21 protein-coding genes and 2 riboswitches are annotated in these 18587 nt (G+C 69.6%); of the genes, 16 read left to right on the top strand and 5 right to left on the bottom strand.

From position 1 onward, the window contains the following. Nucleotides 1-192 precede the first annotated feature (192 nt). Complete coding sequence (locus tag G4H71_RS14660) at nucleotides 193-906, top strand: NUDIX hydrolase (protein WP_072738985.1); 714 nt, start codon at nucleotides 193-195, stop codon at nucleotides 904-906. 69 nt (nucleotides 907-975) lie between these two features. Here G4H71_RS14660 and thiE read toward each other — a convergent pair whose 3' ends face one another. Further along, nucleotides 976-1674, bottom strand: a complete 699-nt coding sequence (gene thiE, locus G4H71_RS14665) for a thiamine phosphate synthase (protein ID WP_072738986.1) — start codon at nucleotides 1672-1674, stop codon at nucleotides 976-978. A 24-nt stretch (nucleotides 1675-1698) separates the two neighbouring features. Beyond that, nucleotides 1699-1810, top strand: a riboswitch (TPP riboswitch). Here thiE and thiO point away from each other — a divergent pair. The 7 genes from thiO to G4H71_RS14700 all read left to right on the top strand — a co-directional run bounded on the left by thiO (nucleotide 1809) and on the right by G4H71_RS14700 (nucleotide 8472). Next, nucleotides 1809-2867 carry a glycine oxidase ThiO gene (gene thiO / locus G4H71_RS14670; RefSeq protein WP_072739038.1) on the top strand — a complete coding sequence of 353 codons (1059 nt, stop codon included), beginning with the start codon at nucleotides 1809-1811 and terminating at the stop codon, nucleotides 2865-2867. (Overlaps the previous riboswitch by 2 nt.) A 42-nt stretch (nucleotides 2868-2909) precedes the next feature. After that, on the top strand, nucleotides 2910-3134 hold the full coding sequence (gene thiS, locus G4H71_RS14675) for a sulfur carrier protein ThiS (protein ID WP_072738987.1): 225 nt from the start codon (nucleotides 2910-2912) through the stop codon (nucleotides 3132-3134). Beyond that, nucleotides 3127-3903: a thiazole synthase gene (locus G4H71_RS14680; RefSeq protein ID WP_072738988.1), complete on the top strand. Its 777-nt coding sequence runs from the start codon at nucleotides 3127-3129 to the stop codon at nucleotides 3901-3903. Before thiS ends, G4H71_RS14680 begins: the two co-directional genes overlap by 8 nt. A 225-nt stretch (nucleotides 3904-4128) precedes the next feature. Continuing rightward, nucleotides 4129-5070, top strand: coding sequence for an ABC transporter ATP-binding protein (locus tag G4H71_RS14685; RefSeq protein ID WP_072739039.1), 942 nt, complete (start codon nucleotides 4129-4131; stop codon nucleotides 5068-5070). Further along, the gene (locus G4H71_RS14690) at nucleotides 5070-5864 is read left to right on the top strand and encodes an ABC transporter permease (protein WP_072738989.1); all 795 of its coding nucleotides are present in this window, start codon (nucleotides 5070-5072) and stop codon (nucleotides 5862-5864) included. The genes G4H71_RS14685 and G4H71_RS14690 overlap by 1 nt, the downstream gene beginning before the upstream one ends. Before the next feature lie 207 nt (nucleotides 5865-6071). Continuing rightward, entirely contained in the window at nucleotides 6072-7559 is a 1488-nt protein-coding gene (locus tag G4H71_RS14695) for a M20/M25/M40 family metallo-hydrolase (RefSeq protein WP_072738990.1), read from the top strand. A gap of 31 nt (nucleotides 7560-7590) precedes the next feature. Further along, on the top strand, nucleotides 7591-8472 hold the full coding sequence (locus G4H71_RS14700; protein ID WP_083343209.1) for an adenylate/guanylate cyclase domain-containing protein: 882 nt from the start codon (nucleotides 7591-7593) through the stop codon (nucleotides 8470-8472). 12 nt (nucleotides 8473-8484) lie between these two features. On the opposite strand, the gene thiD is transcribed toward G4H71_RS14700, so the two are convergent. Beyond that, complete coding sequence (thiD, locus tag G4H71_RS14705) at nucleotides 8485-9330, bottom strand: bifunctional hydroxymethylpyrimidine kinase/phosphomethylpyrimidine kinase (RefSeq protein ID WP_072739041.1); 846 nt, start codon at nucleotides 9328-9330, stop codon at nucleotides 8485-8487. A gap of 45 nt (nucleotides 9331-9375) precedes the next feature. Then, a riboswitch (TPP riboswitch) is annotated at nucleotides 9376-9483 on the bottom strand. A 150-nt stretch (nucleotides 9484-9633) separates the two neighbouring features. Between thiD and G4H71_RS14710 the strand changes: the two genes are divergently transcribed. The 4 genes from G4H71_RS14710 (at nucleotide 9634) to G4H71_RS14725 (ending at nucleotide 12608) form a co-directional block, all read left to right on the top strand. Further along, nucleotides 9634-9972: a GNAT family N-acetyltransferase gene (locus G4H71_RS14710; protein ID WP_072738991.1), complete on the top strand. Its 339-nt coding sequence runs from the start codon at nucleotides 9634-9636 to the stop codon at nucleotides 9970-9972. A 55-nt stretch (nucleotides 9973-10027) separates the two neighbouring features. Continuing rightward, nucleotides 10028-10396, top strand: a complete 369-nt coding sequence (locus tag G4H71_RS14715) for a GNAT family N-acetyltransferase (protein WP_072738992.1) — start codon at nucleotides 10028-10030, stop codon at nucleotides 10394-10396. A 112-nt stretch (nucleotides 10397-10508) separates the two neighbouring features. Next, complete coding sequence (locus G4H71_RS14720; protein WP_072738993.1) at nucleotides 10509-11021, top strand: NfeD family protein; 513 nt, start codon at nucleotides 10509-10511, stop codon at nucleotides 11019-11021. Nucleotides 11022-11036: 15 nt separating this feature from the next. Then, a complete protein-coding gene (locus G4H71_RS14725; RefSeq protein WP_072738994.1) occupies nucleotides 11037-12608 on the top strand; it encodes a flotillin family protein in 1572 nt (523 codons plus the stop codon). 82 nt (nucleotides 12609-12690) lie between these two features. Here G4H71_RS14725 and G4H71_RS14730 read toward each other — a convergent pair whose 3' ends face one another. The 3 genes from G4H71_RS14730 to G4H71_RS14740 all read right to left on the bottom strand — a co-directional run bounded on the left by G4H71_RS14730 (nucleotide 12691) and on the right by G4H71_RS14740 (nucleotide 15255). Beyond that, nucleotides 12691-13494 carry an exodeoxyribonuclease III gene (locus G4H71_RS14730; RefSeq protein ID WP_072738995.1) on the bottom strand — a complete coding sequence of 268 codons (804 nt, stop codon included), beginning with the start codon at nucleotides 13492-13494 and terminating at the stop codon, nucleotides 12691-12693. A 179-nt stretch (nucleotides 13495-13673) separates the two neighbouring features. Next, the gene (locus G4H71_RS14735) at nucleotides 13674-14648 is read right to left on the bottom strand and encodes an N-acetylglutamate synthase, CG3035 family (protein WP_072738996.1); all 975 of its coding nucleotides are present in this window, start codon (nucleotides 14646-14648) and stop codon (nucleotides 13674-13676) included. 10 nt (nucleotides 14649-14658) lie between these two features. Then, complete coding sequence (locus tag G4H71_RS14740) at nucleotides 14659-15255, bottom strand: peptide deformylase (protein ID WP_072738997.1); 597 nt, start codon at nucleotides 15253-15255, stop codon at nucleotides 14659-14661. 221 nt (nucleotides 15256-15476) lie between these two features. Between G4H71_RS14740 and napA the strand changes: the two genes are divergently transcribed. The 4 genes from napA to G4H71_RS14760 all read left to right on the top strand — a co-directional run bounded on the left by napA (nucleotide 15477) and on the right by G4H71_RS14760 (nucleotide 18560). Continuing rightward, complete coding sequence (gene napA / locus G4H71_RS14745) at nucleotides 15477-15821, top strand: nucleoid-associated protein NapA (RefSeq protein WP_072738998.1); 345 nt, start codon at nucleotides 15477-15479, stop codon at nucleotides 15819-15821. A 95-nt stretch (nucleotides 15822-15916) separates the two neighbouring features. Then, nucleotides 15917-16489 (top strand): LytR C-terminal domain-containing protein, encoded by a 573-nt coding sequence (locus tag G4H71_RS14750; RefSeq protein ID WP_072738999.1) that lies wholly within the window; start codon nucleotides 15917-15919, stop codon nucleotides 16487-16489. Nucleotides 16490-16577: 88 nt separating this feature from the next. Continuing rightward, entirely contained in the window at nucleotides 16578-17276 is a 699-nt protein-coding gene (gene sodC, locus G4H71_RS14755; protein WP_072739000.1) for a superoxide dismutase[Cu-Zn], read from the top strand. A gap of 159 nt (nucleotides 17277-17435) precedes the next feature. After that, the gene (locus G4H71_RS14760; protein WP_072739042.1) at nucleotides 17436-18560 is read left to right on the top strand and encodes a glutamate--cysteine ligase; all 1125 of its coding nucleotides are present in this window, start codon (nucleotides 17436-17438) and stop codon (nucleotides 18558-18560) included. The last annotated feature ends 27 nt before the right edge of the window (nucleotides 18561-18587 follow it).

Raw genomic sequence — 18587 nt, forward strand, 5'->3', positions numbered from 1 at the left:
TGTGAGCAACATACAAGCAGCAACCGTCGCGCCGGGCGATTCGTGCCTTGCCTGCGCCGTCCGGACGGATCGAGATTTCCGCCGGAAACGCTAGTGTGAGGGAACCAAGGACTGAGAGAGAGATCCGAGCGGTGAGATTCGGGCGGTGGGTCCGATCCCGACACGACCGTTCGGTCCGGACAGGGGTAGTCGATGCGCGGTGACGGTGACGGCTGGGCAACCAGCCCCGACGGACGTCGTCACTGGGGCCGGCACGGGGCCGCGGGACTGCTCCTGCGGGCGCCACTGGACGACGGGACACCTGCCGTCCTGCTGCAGCATCGGGCGGCGTGGAGCCACCAGGGTGGGACGTGGGCTCTGCCCGGCGGTGCCCGCGACTCCCACGAGAGCACCGCCCACGCCGCGGTCCGGGAAGCCCACGAGGAGGCCGGAATCGATCCGGCGTCCGTCGACGTCCGCGCCGAGGTGGTGACGATGCGGGTGCCGGGTGGATGGAGTTACACCACCGTTCTCGCCGAGACCTACTCGCTCCTGGACACCGTTCCCAACGGAGAGAGCACCGAGCTCCGGTGGGTCCGCGAGGCCGAGGTCGCGGCCATGCCGTTGCACCCGGGATTCGCGGACGGCTGGCTACGGCTGCAGACCCGGCCGGTGCGGTTGCTCGTCGACGGGGACAGCATCGCCGCCGACGTCCCGGCCCGGGTACCGCGGATCGTGGCACTCCCGGACGGTGCGTTCGGGTGGATCTCGGAGATCGCCCGCTCCAGCGCGCTGGGGGAGGGGACGTTCGGCGCGGTCACCCCGTCTCGGGACGGAGCCCTGACGGCGGTGCTGAGCGCCGACGGCGCGCTCCTCGAACGACTCCCGGCGTCCGTCGTCACGCTGACGCCCCCACCGCTCGGATGAGCTGACCCACTCCCGCCCCTCCCTGGGTGAAGGTGCCCTTCGCCTCGTCAGACCGGTCGAATGGCCCTTTCACCCACGGGGGCGGAGGGCGTCGGCGAACGTGCGCGCCGCGGCCTGCGGATCGCGCGCCTCGGTGATCGCGCGGACGACGACGACGCGCGTCGCGCCGGCGTCGAGGACCTCGGGCAGCCGGTCGAGATCGACGCCGCCGATCGCGAACCACGGACGCGCCGGATCCGCGTCGGCCGTGGACTTCACCAGATCGAGGCCCGCGGCGGTGCGTCCGGGTTTCGTCGGGGTGGCCCACACCGGCCCGGTGCAGAAGTAGTCGACGCCGTCCTCGATGGCGGCCAGGCTGGCCTGGGCGCGGCTGTGGGTGGAACGGCCGATGAGCACGTCCGGGCCGAGGACGGTGCGCGCATACGGCACCGGCAGGTCTCCCTGGCCGAGATGCAGGACGTCGGCCCCGGCGGCCAGGGCCATGTCGGCGCGGTCGTTGACCGCCAGCAGCGCCCCGTGCCTGCGGGCGGCCGCCGACAGGATCGACAGTGCGATCAGCTCGTCCTTGGCCTCCATCGGCCCCAGCTCCCGCTCGCCACGCGAACCCTTGTCCCGGAGTTGGATGATGTCCACGCCGCCGGAGAGAGCGGCCTCCGCGAACTGGGCCAGGTCCCCGGTGTCCCGGCGCGCGTCGGTGCACAGGTACAGCCGGGCTGCCCCGAGTCGGCGCCGACGGTCGTCCAGGCTGCGGTGATGCGTCGAAGTCACGGCATGACGGTAGCCTCTAGGGTGAAAGTGCAACACGGGAGTCCCGGGTTCGTGGGGCTGAGAGGGGCGCGCGCCGCGCCCGACCGTCTGACCTGACCCGGATCATGCCGGCGCAGGAAGTGGAGGTGGTTCTCGTGTCCCGTTCGGTGGCCGTCGTCGGCGGTGGTGTCATCGGAACGGCGATCGCCTGGCAGGCTGCTCGCCGCGGCTGGCGGGTCCGCCTGCACGATCCCCATTTCGCCTCGGGTGCCTCGTGGGTGGCCGGCGGCATGCTCGCGCCGCTCTCGGAAGGCTGGCCGGGTGAGCAGGACGTCCTCGCTCTCGGTGTCGCCTCGCTGGACCGCTGGAGCGACTTCGGCGGCACCCTCGAATCGGAGACCGGCCTCGAGCTGTTCACCTCGTCCAGCTCGCTCACGGTCGCCCTCGACTCGGCCGATGCCGAGGACCTGCGCACGATTGCCGAGTGGGTGGGGGAGCAGGGACGCGAAATGCGCGTGCTGAACCGGGCCGAGGTACGCGAGCTCGAGCCGAGCCTCGGTCGCGCGGTGCGCCTGGGTCTGCTCGCCGAATCGGAGCGCGCCGTCGACAACCGGTTGCTCGTCGAGGCACTGCGCCGTACCGCCGTCACCGCCGGTGTCGAGTTCGCCGACGGGCCGGTGCACGATCTCGGAGCACTCGACGCGGATCAGGTGGTGCTCGCCGCCGGGACGTCGTCGCCGAAACTGTGGCCGGGCCTGCCCGTCCGCCCGGTCAAGGGCGAGATCCTGAGGTTGCGGACGCGGCCGGGAGCCACCCCGCCGCCCGGACGCACCATTCGTGGCACGGTGCACGGCCGGCCGTCCTACCTGGTACCGCGCGCGGACGGCATCGTCGTCGGCGCCACACAGTACGAGGCCGCGGACACCCAGGTCACGGTCGCCGGGATCCGGGACCTCGTCGCCGACGCCGAGGCCCTCATGCCCGCGATCGGCGAGTACGAGCTGCACGAGGCCACTGCGGGCCTGCGGCCGGCGACTCCGGACAACCTGCCCCTGATCGGCAGGCTGTCGGAGAAGGTGATCGTGGCCACCGGGCACGGCCGCAACGGCATCCTGCTCACCCCGGTCACCGCGGATGCCGTGGTGGCGCTGCTGGAAGGATCGGATCTCGAGGACACCCGGGCGGCGGATCCGGGCCGATTCGCCGGATCCTGAGAAGCACCCGGTCCGAATATCGACGAGCTAGTGAGGTCAGTCATGAGTGAACCGCAGACCGCGGTCCCGATCGGAGTCACCGTCAACGGCGAGGACCACGAGTTTCCCGTCCCGGTGACGATGTCGCAGCTGCTCGAACAGCTGTCGTTGCCCACGAAGGGCATCGCCGTCGCCGTTGACGGCGCCGTGTTCCCGCGTACCCGCTGGGACGAGCCGGTGCGACGCGGCTCGGAGATCGAGATCCTCACGGCGGTGCAGGGTGGCTGACCAGGTTCTCGCCGATGTCACGGCAGCCGATCCGCTGGTCATCGCCGGTCGCGAGTTCGGCTCGCGGCTCATCACGGGCACCGGCGGGGCGGCCAATCTCGCGGTACTCGAGGAGGCGTTGGTCGCCTCGGAGACGGAACTGACCACCGTGGCGATGCGTCGCGTCGACGCCGCCGGAGGGACGGGCGTCCTCGACCTGTTGCGCCGGCTGGACATCGCGCCACTGCCGAACACCGCGGGCTGTCGCGGCGCCGCCGAGGCGGTTCTCACCGCCCAGCTCGCACGTGAAGCGCTCGAGACCGATTGGGTGAAGCTCGAGGTCATCGCGGACGAGCGCACCCTGTTGCCCGATGCGATCGAACTCGTCTCCGCAGCAGAACAACTCGTCGACGACGGGTTCGTCGTCCTGCCGTACACGACGGACGATCCGGTCCTCGCCCGGAGGCTCGAGGACGTCGGCTGCGTCGCCGTCATGCCGCTCGGCTCACCGATCGGTACCGGGCTCGGGATCGCCAACCCGCACAACATCGAGATGATCGTGGAAGGGGCGTCCGTCCCGGTGATCCTCGACGCCGGCATCGGTACCGCGAGCGATGCCACCCTCGCGATGGAACTCGGTTGCGACGCGGTGCTGCTGGCCACCGCGGTCACCCGCGCCAGGAACCCGGCGCTCATGGCCGCCGCGATGCGGCACGCGGTGATCGCGGGCTACCAGGCCCGGCGCGCAGGCCGGATCCCCAAGCGTTTCTGGGCCCAGGCGTCGTCCTGATCCCTCCCCGCGCTTCTCTTCCCGCGTTCGGCACGATGTGACACGGGTTTCGTTGGATCGAACCGGTGTGACATCGTGCCAGCGGCTGGGGCGGACGGCAGGAGAGTGCGGGCAGGTAGGGGGGAACCCGGAGCTGCCGTCGGGGTGGGCGTCGTACCAGAGGATGACGAGGAAATAGACCGCGGGCCGATGTGCGTGCTGCCGCCGGTGCGGGATCCTCGATACATGATCGAAGTGAAGGGACTGACCAAGACCTTCGGGGCAACGAAGGCGGTGGACGATCTCACGTTCACCGTGCAACCCGGCATGGTCACCGGTTTCCTCGGACCGAACGGGGCCGGCAAATCGACGACGATGAGGATGATCCTGGGGCTCGACCGCCCCACGTCGGGAACGGCGCTCGTCGACGGCAAACCGTACGGTGAGCTGAAGCAGCCGCTGCGGACCGTCGGCGCGTTGCTCGACGCGAAATGGGTGCACCCCAATCGCTCGGCGCGAGCCCACCTGCAGTGGATGGCGGCATCGAACTCCATCCCGAAGTCGCGGGTGGACGAGGTGCTGCACCTGGTGGGCCTCACCGAGGTCGCGGGCAAGAAGGCCGGAGGGTTCTCCCTGGGCATGTCGCAGCGACTCGGCCTGGCGGCGACGCTCCTCGGTGATCCGAAGATCCTGCTCTTCGACGAGCCGGTCAACGGTCTCGACCCGGAAGGCATCGTCTGGATCCGCAAGTTCATGCAGCGGCTCGCCGCCGAGGGGCGCACGGTGCTGGTCTCCAGCCACCTGCTGTCCGAGATGGCACTGACGGCAGAGCATCTCGTGGTGATCGGCCGCGGACGTCTCATCGCGGACACGACGGTGGCGGACTTCGTCGCCAAGTCGTCGGAGTCGACGGTACGGGTCCGCAGCCCACAGCTGGACGCGCTCCGTAGCGCGCTCACCTCGCAGGGCCTCACGGTCCGCGAGGACGGCTCCGACGGGCTGCCGGGGCTGGTCGTGCTCGACTCGACCACCGACGCCATCGGCGACATCGCCGGAGCCCAGGGCATCGTGCTGCACGAGCTGGCTTCCCAGCGGGGATCGCTCGAGGACGCGTTCATGAAGCTGACCGGCGACGACGTGCAGTACCACGCAGAAGGACTCGACGACGTGATGAGGGGTGCGCTGTGATGGCCGTACTGGATGCAGAGCGGATCAAGATCACCACGACTCGCTCACCGTGGTGGTGCACCGCCATCGTGGTCGCGCTGGGCCTGGGCCTGGCCGCCGTCATCGGCCTCAGCGCCAAGGCGACGGTCAACGCCTTCGAGAACGAGATCGCGGCCGGGCAGACGCCGGACTTCGAGCCGTTCATCCCCACGCTCGCCGACGTGGTCGGCGGGGTCTCCGGATTCGGCGTGCTGGTGCTGATGATCCTCGCGGCACTGACCGTGACCAGCGAGTACCGGTTCGGGGTCATCCGCACCACGTTCCAGGCGATTCCGAACCGCTCGTCGGTGCTGATCGCCAAGGCCGCGCTGGTCGGCGTCTTCGGCGCGATCCTGTCCCTCGTCCTCACCTTCGGTGCCTACGCCATCGGCAAGGCGACCGCGGGGGAGACCGCCGGGGCGGGCCTCACCCTGTCGACCTCCGACGACTGGCGGGTCATCTACAGCGTGCCGATCTTCGCGCTGCTGTGCGTCGTGCTCGCCGTGGCCGTCGGCGCGCTGCTCCGTCAGTCGGCCGGGGCGATCGCGCTGCTGCTGCTGTGGCCGCTGCTGATCGAGAGCCTGTTCAACCTGTTCGGTTCGTTCGGCCGCAACGTGATGCCGTTCCTGCCGTTCACCAACGCCAACCAGTTCCTGGGGGTCACCCAGAACGTGGACTTCCACTGGGGACCGTGGGGCAGCCTGGTGTACTTCACCGCTTTCGTCGCGGTGGTGTTCGCGGCCTCGCTCTACGTGGTGAACAAGCGCGACGCCTGATCGCGAACTTCGTCTCGTACCAGGGGAGCATCGTCGGGATCTCCACCGAGACGACCGGCCACGGGCCGACACGGACTCCATCCGTGTCGGCCCGTTGTCGTGTGCCGGGGCCGGGTACGGCCCGGAAGTCCGTGCGCGTTTCACGTCGAGGACCCCGATCGACTGGGTTAGTCTCGGCGGATGCGACTTCGGGGATCTTCATCGCGGATGACGTCTTCTTCGCGGGCGAGAGGGACACGCGGTTCCCTCGCCCTGGTGGCGGCCGGAGTGCTGGTCCTGGCCGGGTGCTCGTCCGACGACTCCTCCGAGCCCGACACCCCACCGGAACCCGTGAACGCCGCCGTGTTGTCCGAGTCGATCACCGAGGACGCCCTCGTCGCTCACCTGCAGGAGCTCGAGGACATCGCGGGCGAGCACGACGGCAACCGCGCCGCCGGAACCAGCGGTTACGACGCCAGCGTCGACTACGTGGCCGACGTGCTGCGCGATCACGGGTTCGACGTCGAGACACCGGAATTCGACTTCCATTCCTTCGACGTCTCCGCCGAGACGCTGAGCTCCGCGGGCAGCGATCTGGAAGTGCGTGCCCTCGCGTACTCGCCGTCGACCGGCGCCGAGGGCATCACCGCACGGGTGGTTCCGGCGCCTGTGGACGAGACACCGGGCTGCGAGGCAACGGATTACGACGGCCTCGACGTCGCCGGTGCCGTCGTCCTCGTCGACCGTGGTGTGTGCCCGTTCACCGCCAAACAGGAGATCGCCGCCGAGCGCGGCGCCGCAGCGGTGCTGGTGGCCAACAACGAGGAGGGAGCGCTCACCGGGGGCACTCTCGGTGAGCCCGAGGCGGGAAAGGTCCCGACCGGCGGCATCAGCCAGGCCGACGGCGCCGCACTGCGCGCCGCCCCGGGTGAGGTGACGCTGGTGCTCGACACCGTGACCGAGTCCTCGACCTCACGCAACGTCCTGGCCCAGACCCGCACCGGGTCCACCGACGACGTGGTCGTGGTCGGCGCACACCTGGATTCGGTGGTGGAGGGTCCGGGTATCAACGACAACGGCACCGGCGTCGCGGCGGTGCTCGAGACCGCCGTGCAACTCGGGGCCGAGCCGAACGTGACCAATGCCGTGCGCTTCGCCTTCTGGGGCGCGGAGGAGTTGGGGCTGATCGGTTCGGAGACCTACGTGGCGGGCCTGAGCCCCGAGGAACTCGAGGACATCGCCCTGTACCTGAACTTCGACATGCTCGGGTCCGAGAATGCCGGCTACCTCGCCTACGACGGCGACGACTCGGACCAGGTGGGGGCCGGTCCCGGGCCGGAGGGGTCGGCCGGGATCGAACGCACCTTCGTCGAGTTCCTCGGGAACAGTGGGATCGCGGCGGACGGAACCGATTTCGACGGCCGCTCGGACTACGGCCCGTTCGTTGCCCAGCAGATTCCCTCCGGGGGCGTGTTCAGCGGCGCGGACGACGTCAAGACGCCCGCGCAAGCAGAGAAGTGGGGTGGCGAGGCGGAGGTGAACTTCGACCGCAACTACCACACCCCGGACGACACGCTCGCGAACGTGGACCGCACCGCGCTCGCCCAGCACGCCGCCGCGGTCGGGTTCGCGGTGGGGACGTACGCGTCGACACTGGACGGGCCGAACGGGGTGCCCACGGGCGAGGCCCGCACGCAGGCCCGCGCGGGCGAGTAGCCGAAGGTGGATGTGACGCTCGGTTACGCTCATGGATGTGAGTGACCAGGACGGCCCGGAAGCGGACACCTCGGGCCGCGAGTTCGACGGTGCGGACGGTGCCGAGTCCGCGGCGGAGGTGCGTGCCGCCGCGAAGGCACTGGAACGCATCGGCGAGGTCAATCGCCACCCGTCCCTGGTCTCCGGGTTGCGCAAGCTGCGGCACACGCTGCCGGGTGACCCGTCCTTCGGCGATCCGCTGTCCACGGCGGGCCCGGGCAGCGCGCGAGCGCTCGCGCGCGTGGCGGATCGGTTCCTCGACGATCAGCCGGGAGCGTCCCGCGAGGTGAGCCTGGGCGCGTTGCAGGTGTGGCAGGCGGTGCTCGAGCGGGTCGGGCGGGGCCGGGGGACCAGTGACGTCACCATCGTGTTCACCGACCTGGTCGGCTTCTCCACCTGGTCCCTTCCCGCGGGTGATGCGGCGACGCTCGCACTGCTCAAGGACGTGGCCCGGGCCGTCGAAACCCCGTTCCGGGCTCGCGGGGGTCACGTCGTCAAACGCCTCGGTGACGGGGTCATGGCAGTGTTCCCGAGCCCCGATCGCGCGCTCGAGGCGGTCTTCGAGGCCCGCGACGCACTCGCCGACGTCGAGGTGGACGGTTACTGCCCGAGGATGCGGGTCGGCATACACACCGGGGTGCCGCGCAAGGTCGGTGCCGACTGGATCGGCGTCGACGTCACCATCGCGGCACGGATGATGGAACTCGGCGCCGACGGTAACGTCGTCGCGTCGGCGTCCGCGCTCGACGGCCTGTACGAGGGAACCCTCGAGCGACTCGGTCTGGTCGCCCGCCCGTGGCGCAGACCCCTGTTCGGGTCACCTCCCAACGGGGTCCCCCCGGAGCTGGGGATCTGGCGCGTGCGTCGCGCCTGATCGATTCGTCGGTCAGCTCACCCGGAGCCGCCACAGCGGCGACACCGGGCCGTGACCGGCCCCGAGGTCGTACGCCGCTTCGAGGCAGCGGGTCACCCACTCCTTGGCGAACTCGAACGCGTCCGGCACCGAGTACCCGTGTGCCAGAGCACACGCGACGGCTGCGGCCAGGGTGTCGCCGCCACCGTGGTCGTTGCCCGTGTCGATCCGTGGGGCGGTGAACTCGAGGAACCGGTCCCCGTCGAAGAGCAGGTCGGTACTCACCGAGGACGAACGCAGGTGGCCGCCCTTGACCACGGACCACCGTGCACCCAGCGCGTGGAGGGATTCGGCCGCCCGGCGGGCGGTGGCGTCGTCGACGACGTCGATGCCGGTGATCAGCCGAACCTCGTCCAGGTTCGGGGTGACGACGGTGGCGACGGGAATGAGCGTGTTCCGCACCGCGTCGAGCGCTTCCTCGTGCAGGAGCGGATCGCCGTGCATGGACGCACACACCGGGTCGACGACGAGCGGCACGGGCTGATCGCGCCCGATCCCCACCTCGGTGCACACCGCCGCGACGGCCTCGATGATCGCGGTGGAGGCGAGCATGCCGGTCTTGGCGGCCGTGACGCCGATGTCGCCGACGACGGATCGCACCTGGTCGGCGACGATCTGCGGCGGGATCTCGTGGAATCCGCTGACACCGACCGAGTTCTGCACGGTGACGGCCGCGACCGCCACACAGGCGTGGACGCCGCACATCGCCATCGTCCGGCTGTCGGCCTGGATCCCGGCGCCGCCGCCGGAGTCGGTGCCGGCAATGGTGAGTGCGCGTACGGGAGTCTGCCCGGAGGGGGCCAGGGGAAGCAGGGTCACGGATTCGGACCCTACCGGCGACGGCCGGTCGGATCGGGGTGCGGCGGTGTCCATCAACTCTCTCCCTACGCCGGCATTACCCGGACAGGTTCTACGGTCGACGGCCCCAGCCGTCCTCTCAGCCCGCTGGTGCGAGCACCCGTGTGTGGTTCTGCATCGTTCGGTTCTGTGAACAGTAGCGGAAGTTTTCTTCACGGTGATCTGAGCGAACGACGCGTGACACGTGCGCCGGGTAGACAGGGGAGGTGCCGTGAATCGGGTTCGACGACGTGGCCGGGCCCGCACCCCGTTCGGGAGGCTCCAGTGACAGGTACCGCATTCGCAGAGGTGACCGACAACGCCGACCACGATCGATTCGAATGGTGGCGAGGTGGCGAGCTCGTGGGGATCCTCGGCTACTTCGAGAACGAGGACATCGAATCCGAGGAGGGGGTGGTCCCGGACTGGGACCGGGTCACCGTCTCGTTCCTGCACACGATCGTCGCGGACGAGTACTGCGGCCTGGGATTCGAGCCGGTCCTCGTGGCGGCGGCGCTCGAGCGGGCACGCAGCTACCGCTGGCTGGTGCGACCGGTGTGCACCCATGTCCGGCGCTACCTCGCCGAGCACGCCGAGTTCGGTGACGTGTCCACGGCGGCGTAGCGCAGGGCATCTTCCATTCCCTTTCGCATCCCGAGGATTCGTGGATACTGGTGACATGAGTGATTCGGATCACACACGAGTCGATGAACGGCCGGTCGGTGCCGCCCCGACCGCGGAGCTGTCCGTGCGCAACGATCCCGACCATGATCGGTTCGACCTGTGGCTCGGCGGCGAACTCGTGGGCATCCTCGGCTACCGCGACGAGGCCGCCATGCCCGGAGCTGTCGCGGCACCGGGCACCGTCCTCGCGCTGATGCACACCGTCGTCAAGGAGGAGTTCGGCGGCCGTGGATTCGCCGCCGTGCTCGTCGCGCAGGCCCTCGACGACATCCGTGACCGTGGCCTCCTGATCCGGCCCGTGTGTACGTACGTGCAGCGCTTCCTGTCGCTCCGTCCGGAGTACGGCGACCTCGTCGACGGATGACGCGCGCCTAGTTCGCATAGTTAATGTGCAGCAAACGTCCGGTCCGACGCGGACGGTGCTAAGGTTCCCCAGGAACCCCGGCGTGGGGCCGGGGTGATCGTGTGGGGGCTGCATGGATATCGCGTTCGTCATCTGTCTGGTAGTCGGCATGGTCGCCCTGCTCGGGGCGTTCCTCGTCGGTGAGCTGGCGGATCTCGGTGCCGACGTCGACGGCCTCCCCTTCCTGAGTCTCACGGTCGTCGCGACCGGGCTCTTCGGCTTCGGTGCCGGCGGCGTCGCCGGAACCTGGGCCGGACTGGGAACGGTTGCCGCCACGCTGCTGGCCGTCGGGCTGGCGATCGTTCTCGTCGTCGGCACCCGCGGGCTCTTGTTGCCGTATCTACTTCGGCAGCAGGCGAACTCGCACATCGGTCGTACCTCCTACATCGGGTCGATCGGTACCGTGACCCTCGCCGTCGAGCCGGGTGGCTGGGGCGAGGTGTCGTTCGTCGATCCCGAAGGAAACCGGGTGCTGGGCCGGGCCGTCAGTGACGAACCGGTTGCACTCACACCCGCCACCACCGTCTACATCGCCGATGTGGACGATCAGTATCTCCACGTCGTCGCAATCGACGACGCCAACTGAGGGAGAACTCTCCAGATGATGGCCGTACTCATCGCGGTCGTGATCGCCATTGTCGTCTTCGTGGCGCTGCCGGCGATCTACGTGAAGAACTACATCAAGGTCCCACCCAACGAGGTGGCCGTGTTCACCGGTCGCGGCAAACCCAAGGTGGTGCGCGGTGGTGCCCGGTTCAAGATCCCCGGTATCGAACGCGTCGACATCATGTCGCTCGAGCCGTTCAACGTGAGCATCAACCTCAAGAACGCCCTCTCCAACGACGGCGTCCCGGTCAATGTCGAGGCCGTCGGACTGGTACGGATCGGCTCCGCCGACGAGGCCGTCCAGACCGCGGTCCAGCGATTCCTCACCTCGGATCTCGACGAACTGCAGCGGCAGATCAACGAGATCCTCGCGGGTTCGCTCCGCGGAATCACGGCGACGATGACCGTCGAGGACCTCAACTCCAACCGTGATTCGCTGGCCCGCAGCGTCGTCGACGAGGCCGGTGGCGACCTGGGGCGGATCGGCATGGAGGTCGATGTCCTCAAGATCGCCGGGATCTCCGACTTCAACGGCTACCTCGAATCGCTCGGCCAGCGCCGTATCGCCGAGGTCAAGCGCGACGCCGCCATCGGCACCGCCGAGGCCGAGCGGGATTCCCAGATCCAGTCCGCGAAGGCCCGCCAGGCCGGTTCGGTGGCGCAGGCCGAGGCCGACACCGCGATCGCGGCCGCGAACCAGCGCCGCGACGTCGAGTTCGCCCGGCTGCGGGCGCAGACCGAGGCGGAGAACGCCGAGGCGGACCAGGCCGGGCCGCTGGCGCAGGCCACCGCGGAGAAGGCGGTCGGTATCGCCCGCGAGCAGGCCGAGGCCGCTCGGGTCGAAGCCCGCACCGAGGTGGAACGTCGTCGCGCCCAGGAGTCCGAGGCGGCATTGCAGGCGGACGTCATCGCACCCGCGGAGGCCGAACGCCAGGCCGCCATCGCCCGCGCGGAGGGTGAGCGGCGCGCCGCCATCCTGCGCGCCGAGGCGCAGGCCGAGGCCGCCAGGCAGTCCGGTGCGGCTCAGGCGGATTCGCGCAAGCTCGTCGCCGACGCGGTTCGTGCCGAGCAGGAGGCGGATGCGGACGGCCTGCGCGCCAAGCTCGCCGCCGAGGCGGACGGCCGCAAGGTCGCGGCCGATGCGCTGCGCGCCGAGCAGGAGGCGGAGGCCGACGGCCTGCGCGCCCGGCTCGAGGCGGAGGCCGTCGGTAAGCGGCAGGTCGCCGACGCACTCAACTCCTACAGCGCCGAAGCGGCTCGCCTGCTGATGTTGCCGGACGTGCTCAAGGCGCTGGTCGACGCGACCTCGGCGGCGGCGAAGCCGGTCGGTGAGATCGATCGGATCTCCATCATCGGCGGCAGCGACAGTGCTCAGGGTGGGGTCGGCTCGCTGCTGGGGATCAGCCCCCAGGTCATCGCGGGGGTCATCGAGACGCTGCAATCGAGCGGGGTCGACGTGGTCGGGATGCTCAACGGCGTGCGGGAGGTGCCGACGAACGACGCGGCGCCGGAGCCCGGGTCGGACGAGGTGCCGGAGCACAACGGAGCGCCGGTCGCGGTCGACTGATCACGCCGGTACCCGAACGAGGAACGTCCCCTGATGCCCGGGCATCAGGGGACGTTCCTCTGTCACACGAGTGCGGGACCGGCTACTCGCCGAGGTCGACGACCACGGGGGCGTGGTCGCTGGCGCCCTTGCCCTTGCGTTCGTCCCGGTCGATGTGGGCCTTGTCCACCCGGCCGGTGAGGGTGGGTGAGCCCAGGACGAAATCGATGCGCATGCCCTGCTTCTTCGGGAAGCGCAACTGCGTGTAGTCCCAGTAGGTATAGACCCCGGGGCCGGGAGCATGCGGCCGGACCACGTCGGTGAAGCCCGTGTCGAGGAACGCCTGGAAGGCGTCCCGTTCGGGCTGCGACGTGTGGGTCTTGCCTTCGAAGAACGCCGGATCCCAGACGTCCTCGTCGTGGGGAGCGACGTTCCAGTCTCCGACCAGCGCGATCTGCTGGTCAGGGTTCTGCGTCAGCCACCGACTCGCGTCGTCCCGGAGCGTGGCGAGCCAGTCGAGCTTGTACCGATAGTGCGGATCCTCGAGCTCGCGGCCGTTGGGCACGTACAGGCTCCAGATCCGTACACCGTTGCAGGTGGCCCCGATCGCGCGTGCCTCCTGTACGGGTGCCACCTCGGGGTCCTTGTGGAAGCCGGGCTGGTTCTCGAACCCGATCTGCACGTCGTCGAGGCCGACGCGTGAGGCGATGGCCACACCGTTCCACTGGCTGATGCCGACGTGGGCCACCTGGTAGCCGAGTTCCTCGAACCGGGCGTACGGGAACTGCTCGTCCTTGCACTTGGTTTCCTGCATGGCGAGTACGTCGGTACCGGTGCGTTGCAGCCAGTCGACGATCCGGTCGGTTCGGGCACGGACGGAATTGACGTTCCAGGTAGCGATGCGCACGGTGCCACCCTAGCGGTCTCGTCCGACACCCTCACCGGGCCGCAAGGGCGAAGGTTCGAGATCCGCGGACGTTGTGTCGGCCGTGCTCTCGAAGGTTCGGGAGCACGGCTCGGAGTATGTCCGCGGATCCGGGAGAAGGAGCGTGCCGTCGGTGCCCGCGAGTCACGGTCGACGGGCACTCACTCGACGTCGCCGCGCCCGTCGGCGGCGACCGGGACCGCGTATCGGTAACGATGGTGCTCGACCAGCCCGAGCTTCCGGTACATCGCGAGCGCGGGGGCATTGTCGTCGGTGACCTGGAGATACGTGTGGGTGGCCCCGCGCTCGCGGCCCCAGGCGATCATCTCGGCGCACACCAGGGAGCCGACACCGTGCCGGCGATGCTCGGCGGCGACCTCCACGCACGACAGGCCGACCCAGACCCTCCCGTCGGGGGCCCGGGTGATCGCGGCGCGTCCGATCGCGATCGGGGGCGCGCCGGCGTTGCCGATCCGGGCGAAACCCAGCTCACCACCGCGAATCGCACTCAGGACCTGGATCTCCGCGGACCTGCGCCCGGTCCGGAACGGGTAACGGGCGAGCCACTCGGAATCCGGCTCCGCCGCGACCCGGGAGACCGCCGGACCGGTGGGGAGCACGAGGTCGCCGATGTCCGCGGCGAGTACGGACACCGGGTCGGTGTCCCGGGGCCGGGGAAGCGACCCCGACGTGAGCCGATCGGGCAACAGCAGCCGCAGAGGTTGTCCGCGCACGGAGTACCAGGCGCGCAACTCGTCGGCGACCTCCTCGAACGGGGCCAGCTCGCCGGGCATCCCCAGTGGGGCCGCCGAGTTCGCGCGGCCGGTGATGCCGTGCCCGAACCGGGCGAGCCATCCACCGATCCACGCGGATTCGACACCGGGCCATCCGAGTGCGGCCGCCACCTCGAGCGAGCGGATCTCGCCGGTGCGTACGGGCCGGGCACCGAGCGCCTTCACCGCGACGATCCGGTCGGCGGCGATCTGCACGGTGCGGTCGTCGGCGGTGCGCACGGTGACCGGCTCGTGGGCCTCGAGAACCCCGATGACGTCGGTCATCGGGTGGCTGTAGCCGGGCGGCAGACGATGGCGCACCACGACCCGGGTGCCGAGGGGGATGTCCGTGGGTACCGTCACCGGCGCGCGGTCAGTCGTCCTCGTCGTGGCCGAACGGGTCCTCGACCGTGCCGGGAACCCAGCTCAGCCCGGGCACGCCCCAGCCGGACCGCTTGATCGCCTTCTTGGCTGCGCGCGCGTTGCGGCCGACGAGGACGTCGACATACAGGAATCCGTCCAGATGGCCGGTCTCGTGCTGCAGCATTCGAGCGAAGAATCCGCGGCCCTCGATCTCGATCGGTGTGCCCTCGGCGTCGGTGCCCGTGACCTTGGCCCACTCGGCCCGGCCGGTCGGGAACTGTTCGCCCGGAACCGACAGGCAACCCTCGAAGTCCTCGTCGGGGTCCGGCATCGTCTGCGGAATCTCCGAGGTCTCGAGCACCGGGTTGACGATCTCGCCACGGCGGCGCACGGCCTTCCCGCTCTCGTCGACGTCGGGGCAGTCGTAGACGAACAGACGCAGCGGGACTCCCACCTGGTTGGCGGCCAGGCCGACTCCGTTGGCTGCGTCCATCGTCTCGTACATGTCGCGGATGAGGTCCGCGAGCTCGGCCGGAGACTGCGTCACCGTTTCGGTGGGCTGGTGCAGGACGGGGTCGCCGATGATCCGGATCGGGAGAATCGCCATGGCCACAGACAATAGTGGGGCACTCGAGCAGCGACGGAACTGGCCCGAGGCGCCATCGGCCCGGTCCCTCGCGTGTCGAATCCCGCCCCGGGGCTCCTCGTGGTTCAATACTTCGGAAGAACATGCGTGTAATTCGCCAGACGGCCGGTCACGAGCCGCCTGGGTTCGGGGGGAACGTGGTTTCGCTGAAGTCGGGCGAGATGAGCAAGTCGAGGAGTGAGATGGACGGCGCAGCAGCGCGTAGTCGGAACCAGTCCGGTGACAACGACAACTCGACAGCGTCGGACCTGGGTATCCACGACCCGGGAGACGACGGACTGACGCGCCGCGAACACGACATCCTCACCTTCGAACGCCAGTGGTGGAAGTACGCGGGCGCGAAGGAAGAGGCGATCAAGGAACTCTTCGACATGTCGGCGACCCGCTACTACCAGGTCCTCAACGCGCTGGTGGATCGCCCCGAGGCGCTTGCCGCCGACCCCATGCTCGTCAAGCGACTGCGCAGGCTGCGGGCGTCCCGGCAGAAGGCACGCGCGGCCCGGCGCCTGGGATTCGACGTCACCTGAGTGCGCCCGGTCATGGCGGCGACAGCGGATGATCGCGGCGGCGATTCGGACGAGTGGACTCGTCCGCGGCGAGGCGAGTCGATAGGGTCGGCAGGGTGAGCAACCCGAAATCCGCGTCCTCAGGACCACCGCTGCGCGCATTCGCGATGCTGTTGATCTCGCTTGCGGTGGTGTTCGCCGGTCTGGGTTTCGCCTCCCTCGGCTCGTCGGGATCCGGTGATGCCGCACCCGCGACGGAAACCACGACCACCACCACCGATGCCCCGGCCGCCGCGCCGCCTCCTGCTGCCGCGGGGGCGGGGGCGGCGGAACCGGATGCCGACAGCGATGCCGCGGCCGCCACGACCACCACACCGACCATGACGGCCACCGCGGCGAACGGTTCGCTCACCGCCGAGGTGCCGGTTCGTGTCTTCAACAACAGTGCGGTGACGGGTTTGGCGGCGCAGACCGCCCAGGAATTGATCACCGCGGGCTGGACGGTTGCCGAGACCGGCAACTACAGCGACGGCACGATCGCGGAAACCGCCGTGTACTACGGGAACTCGGCGGCGGAGAGGCAGGCCGCCGAGCAGATCGCCGACGAGCTCGGCGTTCCCGCCAAGCCTCGGTTCGCCGGGATCTCCAGTTCGTCGCCCGGTGTGGTCGTGATCGTCACGGCCGACTGACGGACGGGCGACCGACGCGGGTCGGGAGCCCGAAACGTCCACGTTTATGATCGATGCACCTTCTTCGCCACCCCAAAGGAGCGGTTTGATGGCCTCGAGTTCCACCCGTCGGATGTCCTGGCGCGTAGTCACCCCCGTGGTGGCTGTCGCCGCGCTCGGTCTGACCGCATGCAGCAACAGCGAGGAGGCGTCGGACACTCCCGGCACCACCCCACCGGTGTGGACCGGTGCAGCGGATCCGGACGCACACGGTGCGGCGGGTGACGGGCACGGGTCCGCCGGCCACGGCGCCTCGTCCGAGTCGCTGACCGCGGATCTGGTCGATCCCTCCGGCGCCGAGGTGGGCACGGCGACCTTCGCCGCCGTCGACGGCGGTGTGCGCGTGGCGCTGACCGTGACGGGTCTCGAACCCGGATTCCACGGCGTCCACGTCCACCAGGTCGGCGAGTGCGAGCCGCAGTCGGCGCCACCGGCCGGTGGCGACCCGGGTGCGTTCCTCTCCGCGGGCGGACACTTCCAGGCCGAGGGCCACACGGGCCATCCGTCGTCCGGCGACCTCACGTCGATCCAGGTGCTCGCGGACGGCTCCGGCGAGCTGGTGACCGTGACCGACAGCTTCACGCTGGAGGATCTGCAGGCGGGCGACGGCACCTCGCTCATGGTGCACGCCGACGCGGACAACTTCGGCAACATCCCCACCCGGTACGCACCGGCCCCCGACGAGGAGACGTTGGCGACCGGCGATGCCGGCCCGCGCGTGGCGTGCGGGGTCATCGGCGAGCACTGACCCGGGCCTGGGCATCGGCTGTGCCGACCCGGGCCGGGGCATCGGCTGTACTGATCGTCGGCACGTAACGAAGGACACCACCGCGAACGGGCGGTGATCGGCAGCTCATCGAGGCTGCCGATCACCGCCCGTTCGCGCGTGCTGTGGTTGGATCGACACGTGGCAGTCCCGTTTCCCGGCTCACCGCGGCCCACCCTCGGCGTCGAGTGGGAGATCGCGCTCGTCGATCGGGCCACACGCGATCTCTCCAACACCGCGGCCGAGGTGTTCGAGGCCGTCGAGGAGTTGGCGGGTGACGCGCGCCCCCGCGTGACGAAGGAGTTGCTCCGCAACACCGTCGAGTTGGTCACCGACGTGCATCCCACGGTGGGTGCGGCGATGGCCGACCTCGACGAGTCGATGGACCTGCTCCGTCGTGCCGCGGAGCCGGCCGGGGTGGACCTGCTGAGTGCGGGAACGCATCCGTTCGCGCAGTGGTCCACCCAGTTGGTCACCCGGACGCCGGATTACGACGAGCTGATCGAACGTACCCAGTGGTGGGGCCGGCAGATGCTGATCTGGGGCGTGCACATGCACGTGGGGATCTCGTCGCCCCGGAAGGTCTTTCCGATCATCAACGCCCTTCTGCTGCAGTATCCGCACCTGCTCGCCCTGTCCGCGTCGTCACCGATGTGGGCGGGCGTCGACACCGGATACGCCAGCAACCGGGCGCTGATGTTCCAGCAGCTGCCCACTGCGGGCCTGCCCTATCAGTTCGCCAACTGGGAGCAGTACGAGTCGTTCATCGCGGATCAGATGAAGTCCGGCGTGATCACCAAGATCGGCGGGATGCACTGGGACATTCGCCCTTCCGCCCGCTGGGGCACCATCGAGGTGCGGGTGTGCGACGGGATCTCCACGCGCAGTGAGCTTTCCGCGCTGACCGCGCTCGTGCACTGCCTCATCGTCGACCTCGACCGGCGCTTCGAGGCAGGGGAGAACCTTCCCGTCCTCCAGCCGTGGCACGTCAAGGAGAACAAGTGGCGCGCCGCGCGCTACGGGCTCGATGCGGAGGTGATCGTCGACGAGGGCTGCCGCGAGCGGCTGGTCACCGATGATCTGCACGATCTGCTGGAGCGGCTGACACCGACCGCGAAGCGCCTGGACTGTGTCGAGGAACTGGCAGCCGTCGCCGAGATCCCCCGACGAGGGGCGTCTTACCAGCGTCAGCGCAAGGTCGAGGCGCAGACCGGCGGAGACCTGGTTGCCGTGGTCGACTCGCTCGTCGCGGAGTTGCCGACCTGACACCGCTCGATGCCTACCGGGCCGGAG

Origin of the sequence: Rhodococcus triatomae (assembly GCF_014217785.1) — a bacterium.
Lineage (GTDB): Bacteria > Actinomycetota > Actinomycetes > Mycobacteriales > Mycobacteriaceae > Rhodococcus_F > Rhodococcus_F triatomae.

Coding starts and splice junctions, on each gene's coding strand:
- G4H71_RS14660 (WP_072738985.1), top strand. CDS start 193: ATGCGCGGTGACGGTGACGGCTGGGCAACCAGCCCCGACGGACGTCGT.
- thiS (WP_072738987.1), top strand. CDS start 2,910: ATGAGTGAACCGCAGACCGCGGTCCCGATCGGAGTCACCGTCAACGGC.
- G4H71_RS14685 (WP_072739039.1), top strand. CDS start 4,129: ATGATCGAAGTGAAGGGACTGACCAAGACCTTCGGGGCAACGAAGGCG.
- G4H71_RS14690 (WP_072738989.1), top strand. CDS start 5,070: ATGGCCGTACTGGATGCAGAGCGGATCAAGATCACCACGACTCGCTCA.
- G4H71_RS14695 (WP_072738990.1), top strand. CDS start 6,072: ATGACGTCTTCTTCGCGGGCGAGAGGGACACGCGGTTCCCTCGCCCTG.
- G4H71_RS14700 (WP_083343209.1), top strand. CDS start 7,591: ATGGATGTGAGTGACCAGGACGGCCCGGAAGCGGACACCTCGGGCCGC.
- G4H71_RS14715 (WP_072738992.1), top strand. CDS start 10,028: ATGAGTGATTCGGATCACACACGAGTCGATGAACGGCCGGTCGGTGCC.
- G4H71_RS14720 (WP_072738993.1), top strand. CDS start 10,509: ATGGATATCGCGTTCGTCATCTGTCTGGTAGTCGGCATGGTCGCCCTG.
- G4H71_RS14725 (WP_072738994.1), top strand. CDS start 11,037: ATGATGGCCGTACTCATCGCGGTCGTGATCGCCATTGTCGTCTTCGTG.
- G4H71_RS14740 (WP_072738997.1), bottom strand. CDS start 15,255: ATGGCGATTCTCCCGATCCGGATCATCGGCGACCCCGTCCTGCACCAG.
- napA (WP_072738998.1), top strand. CDS start 15,477: ATGGACGGCGCAGCAGCGCGTAGTCGGAACCAGTCCGGTGACAACGAC.
- sodC (WP_072739000.1), top strand. CDS start 16,578: ATGGCCTCGAGTTCCACCCGTCGGATGTCCTGGCGCGTAGTCACCCCC.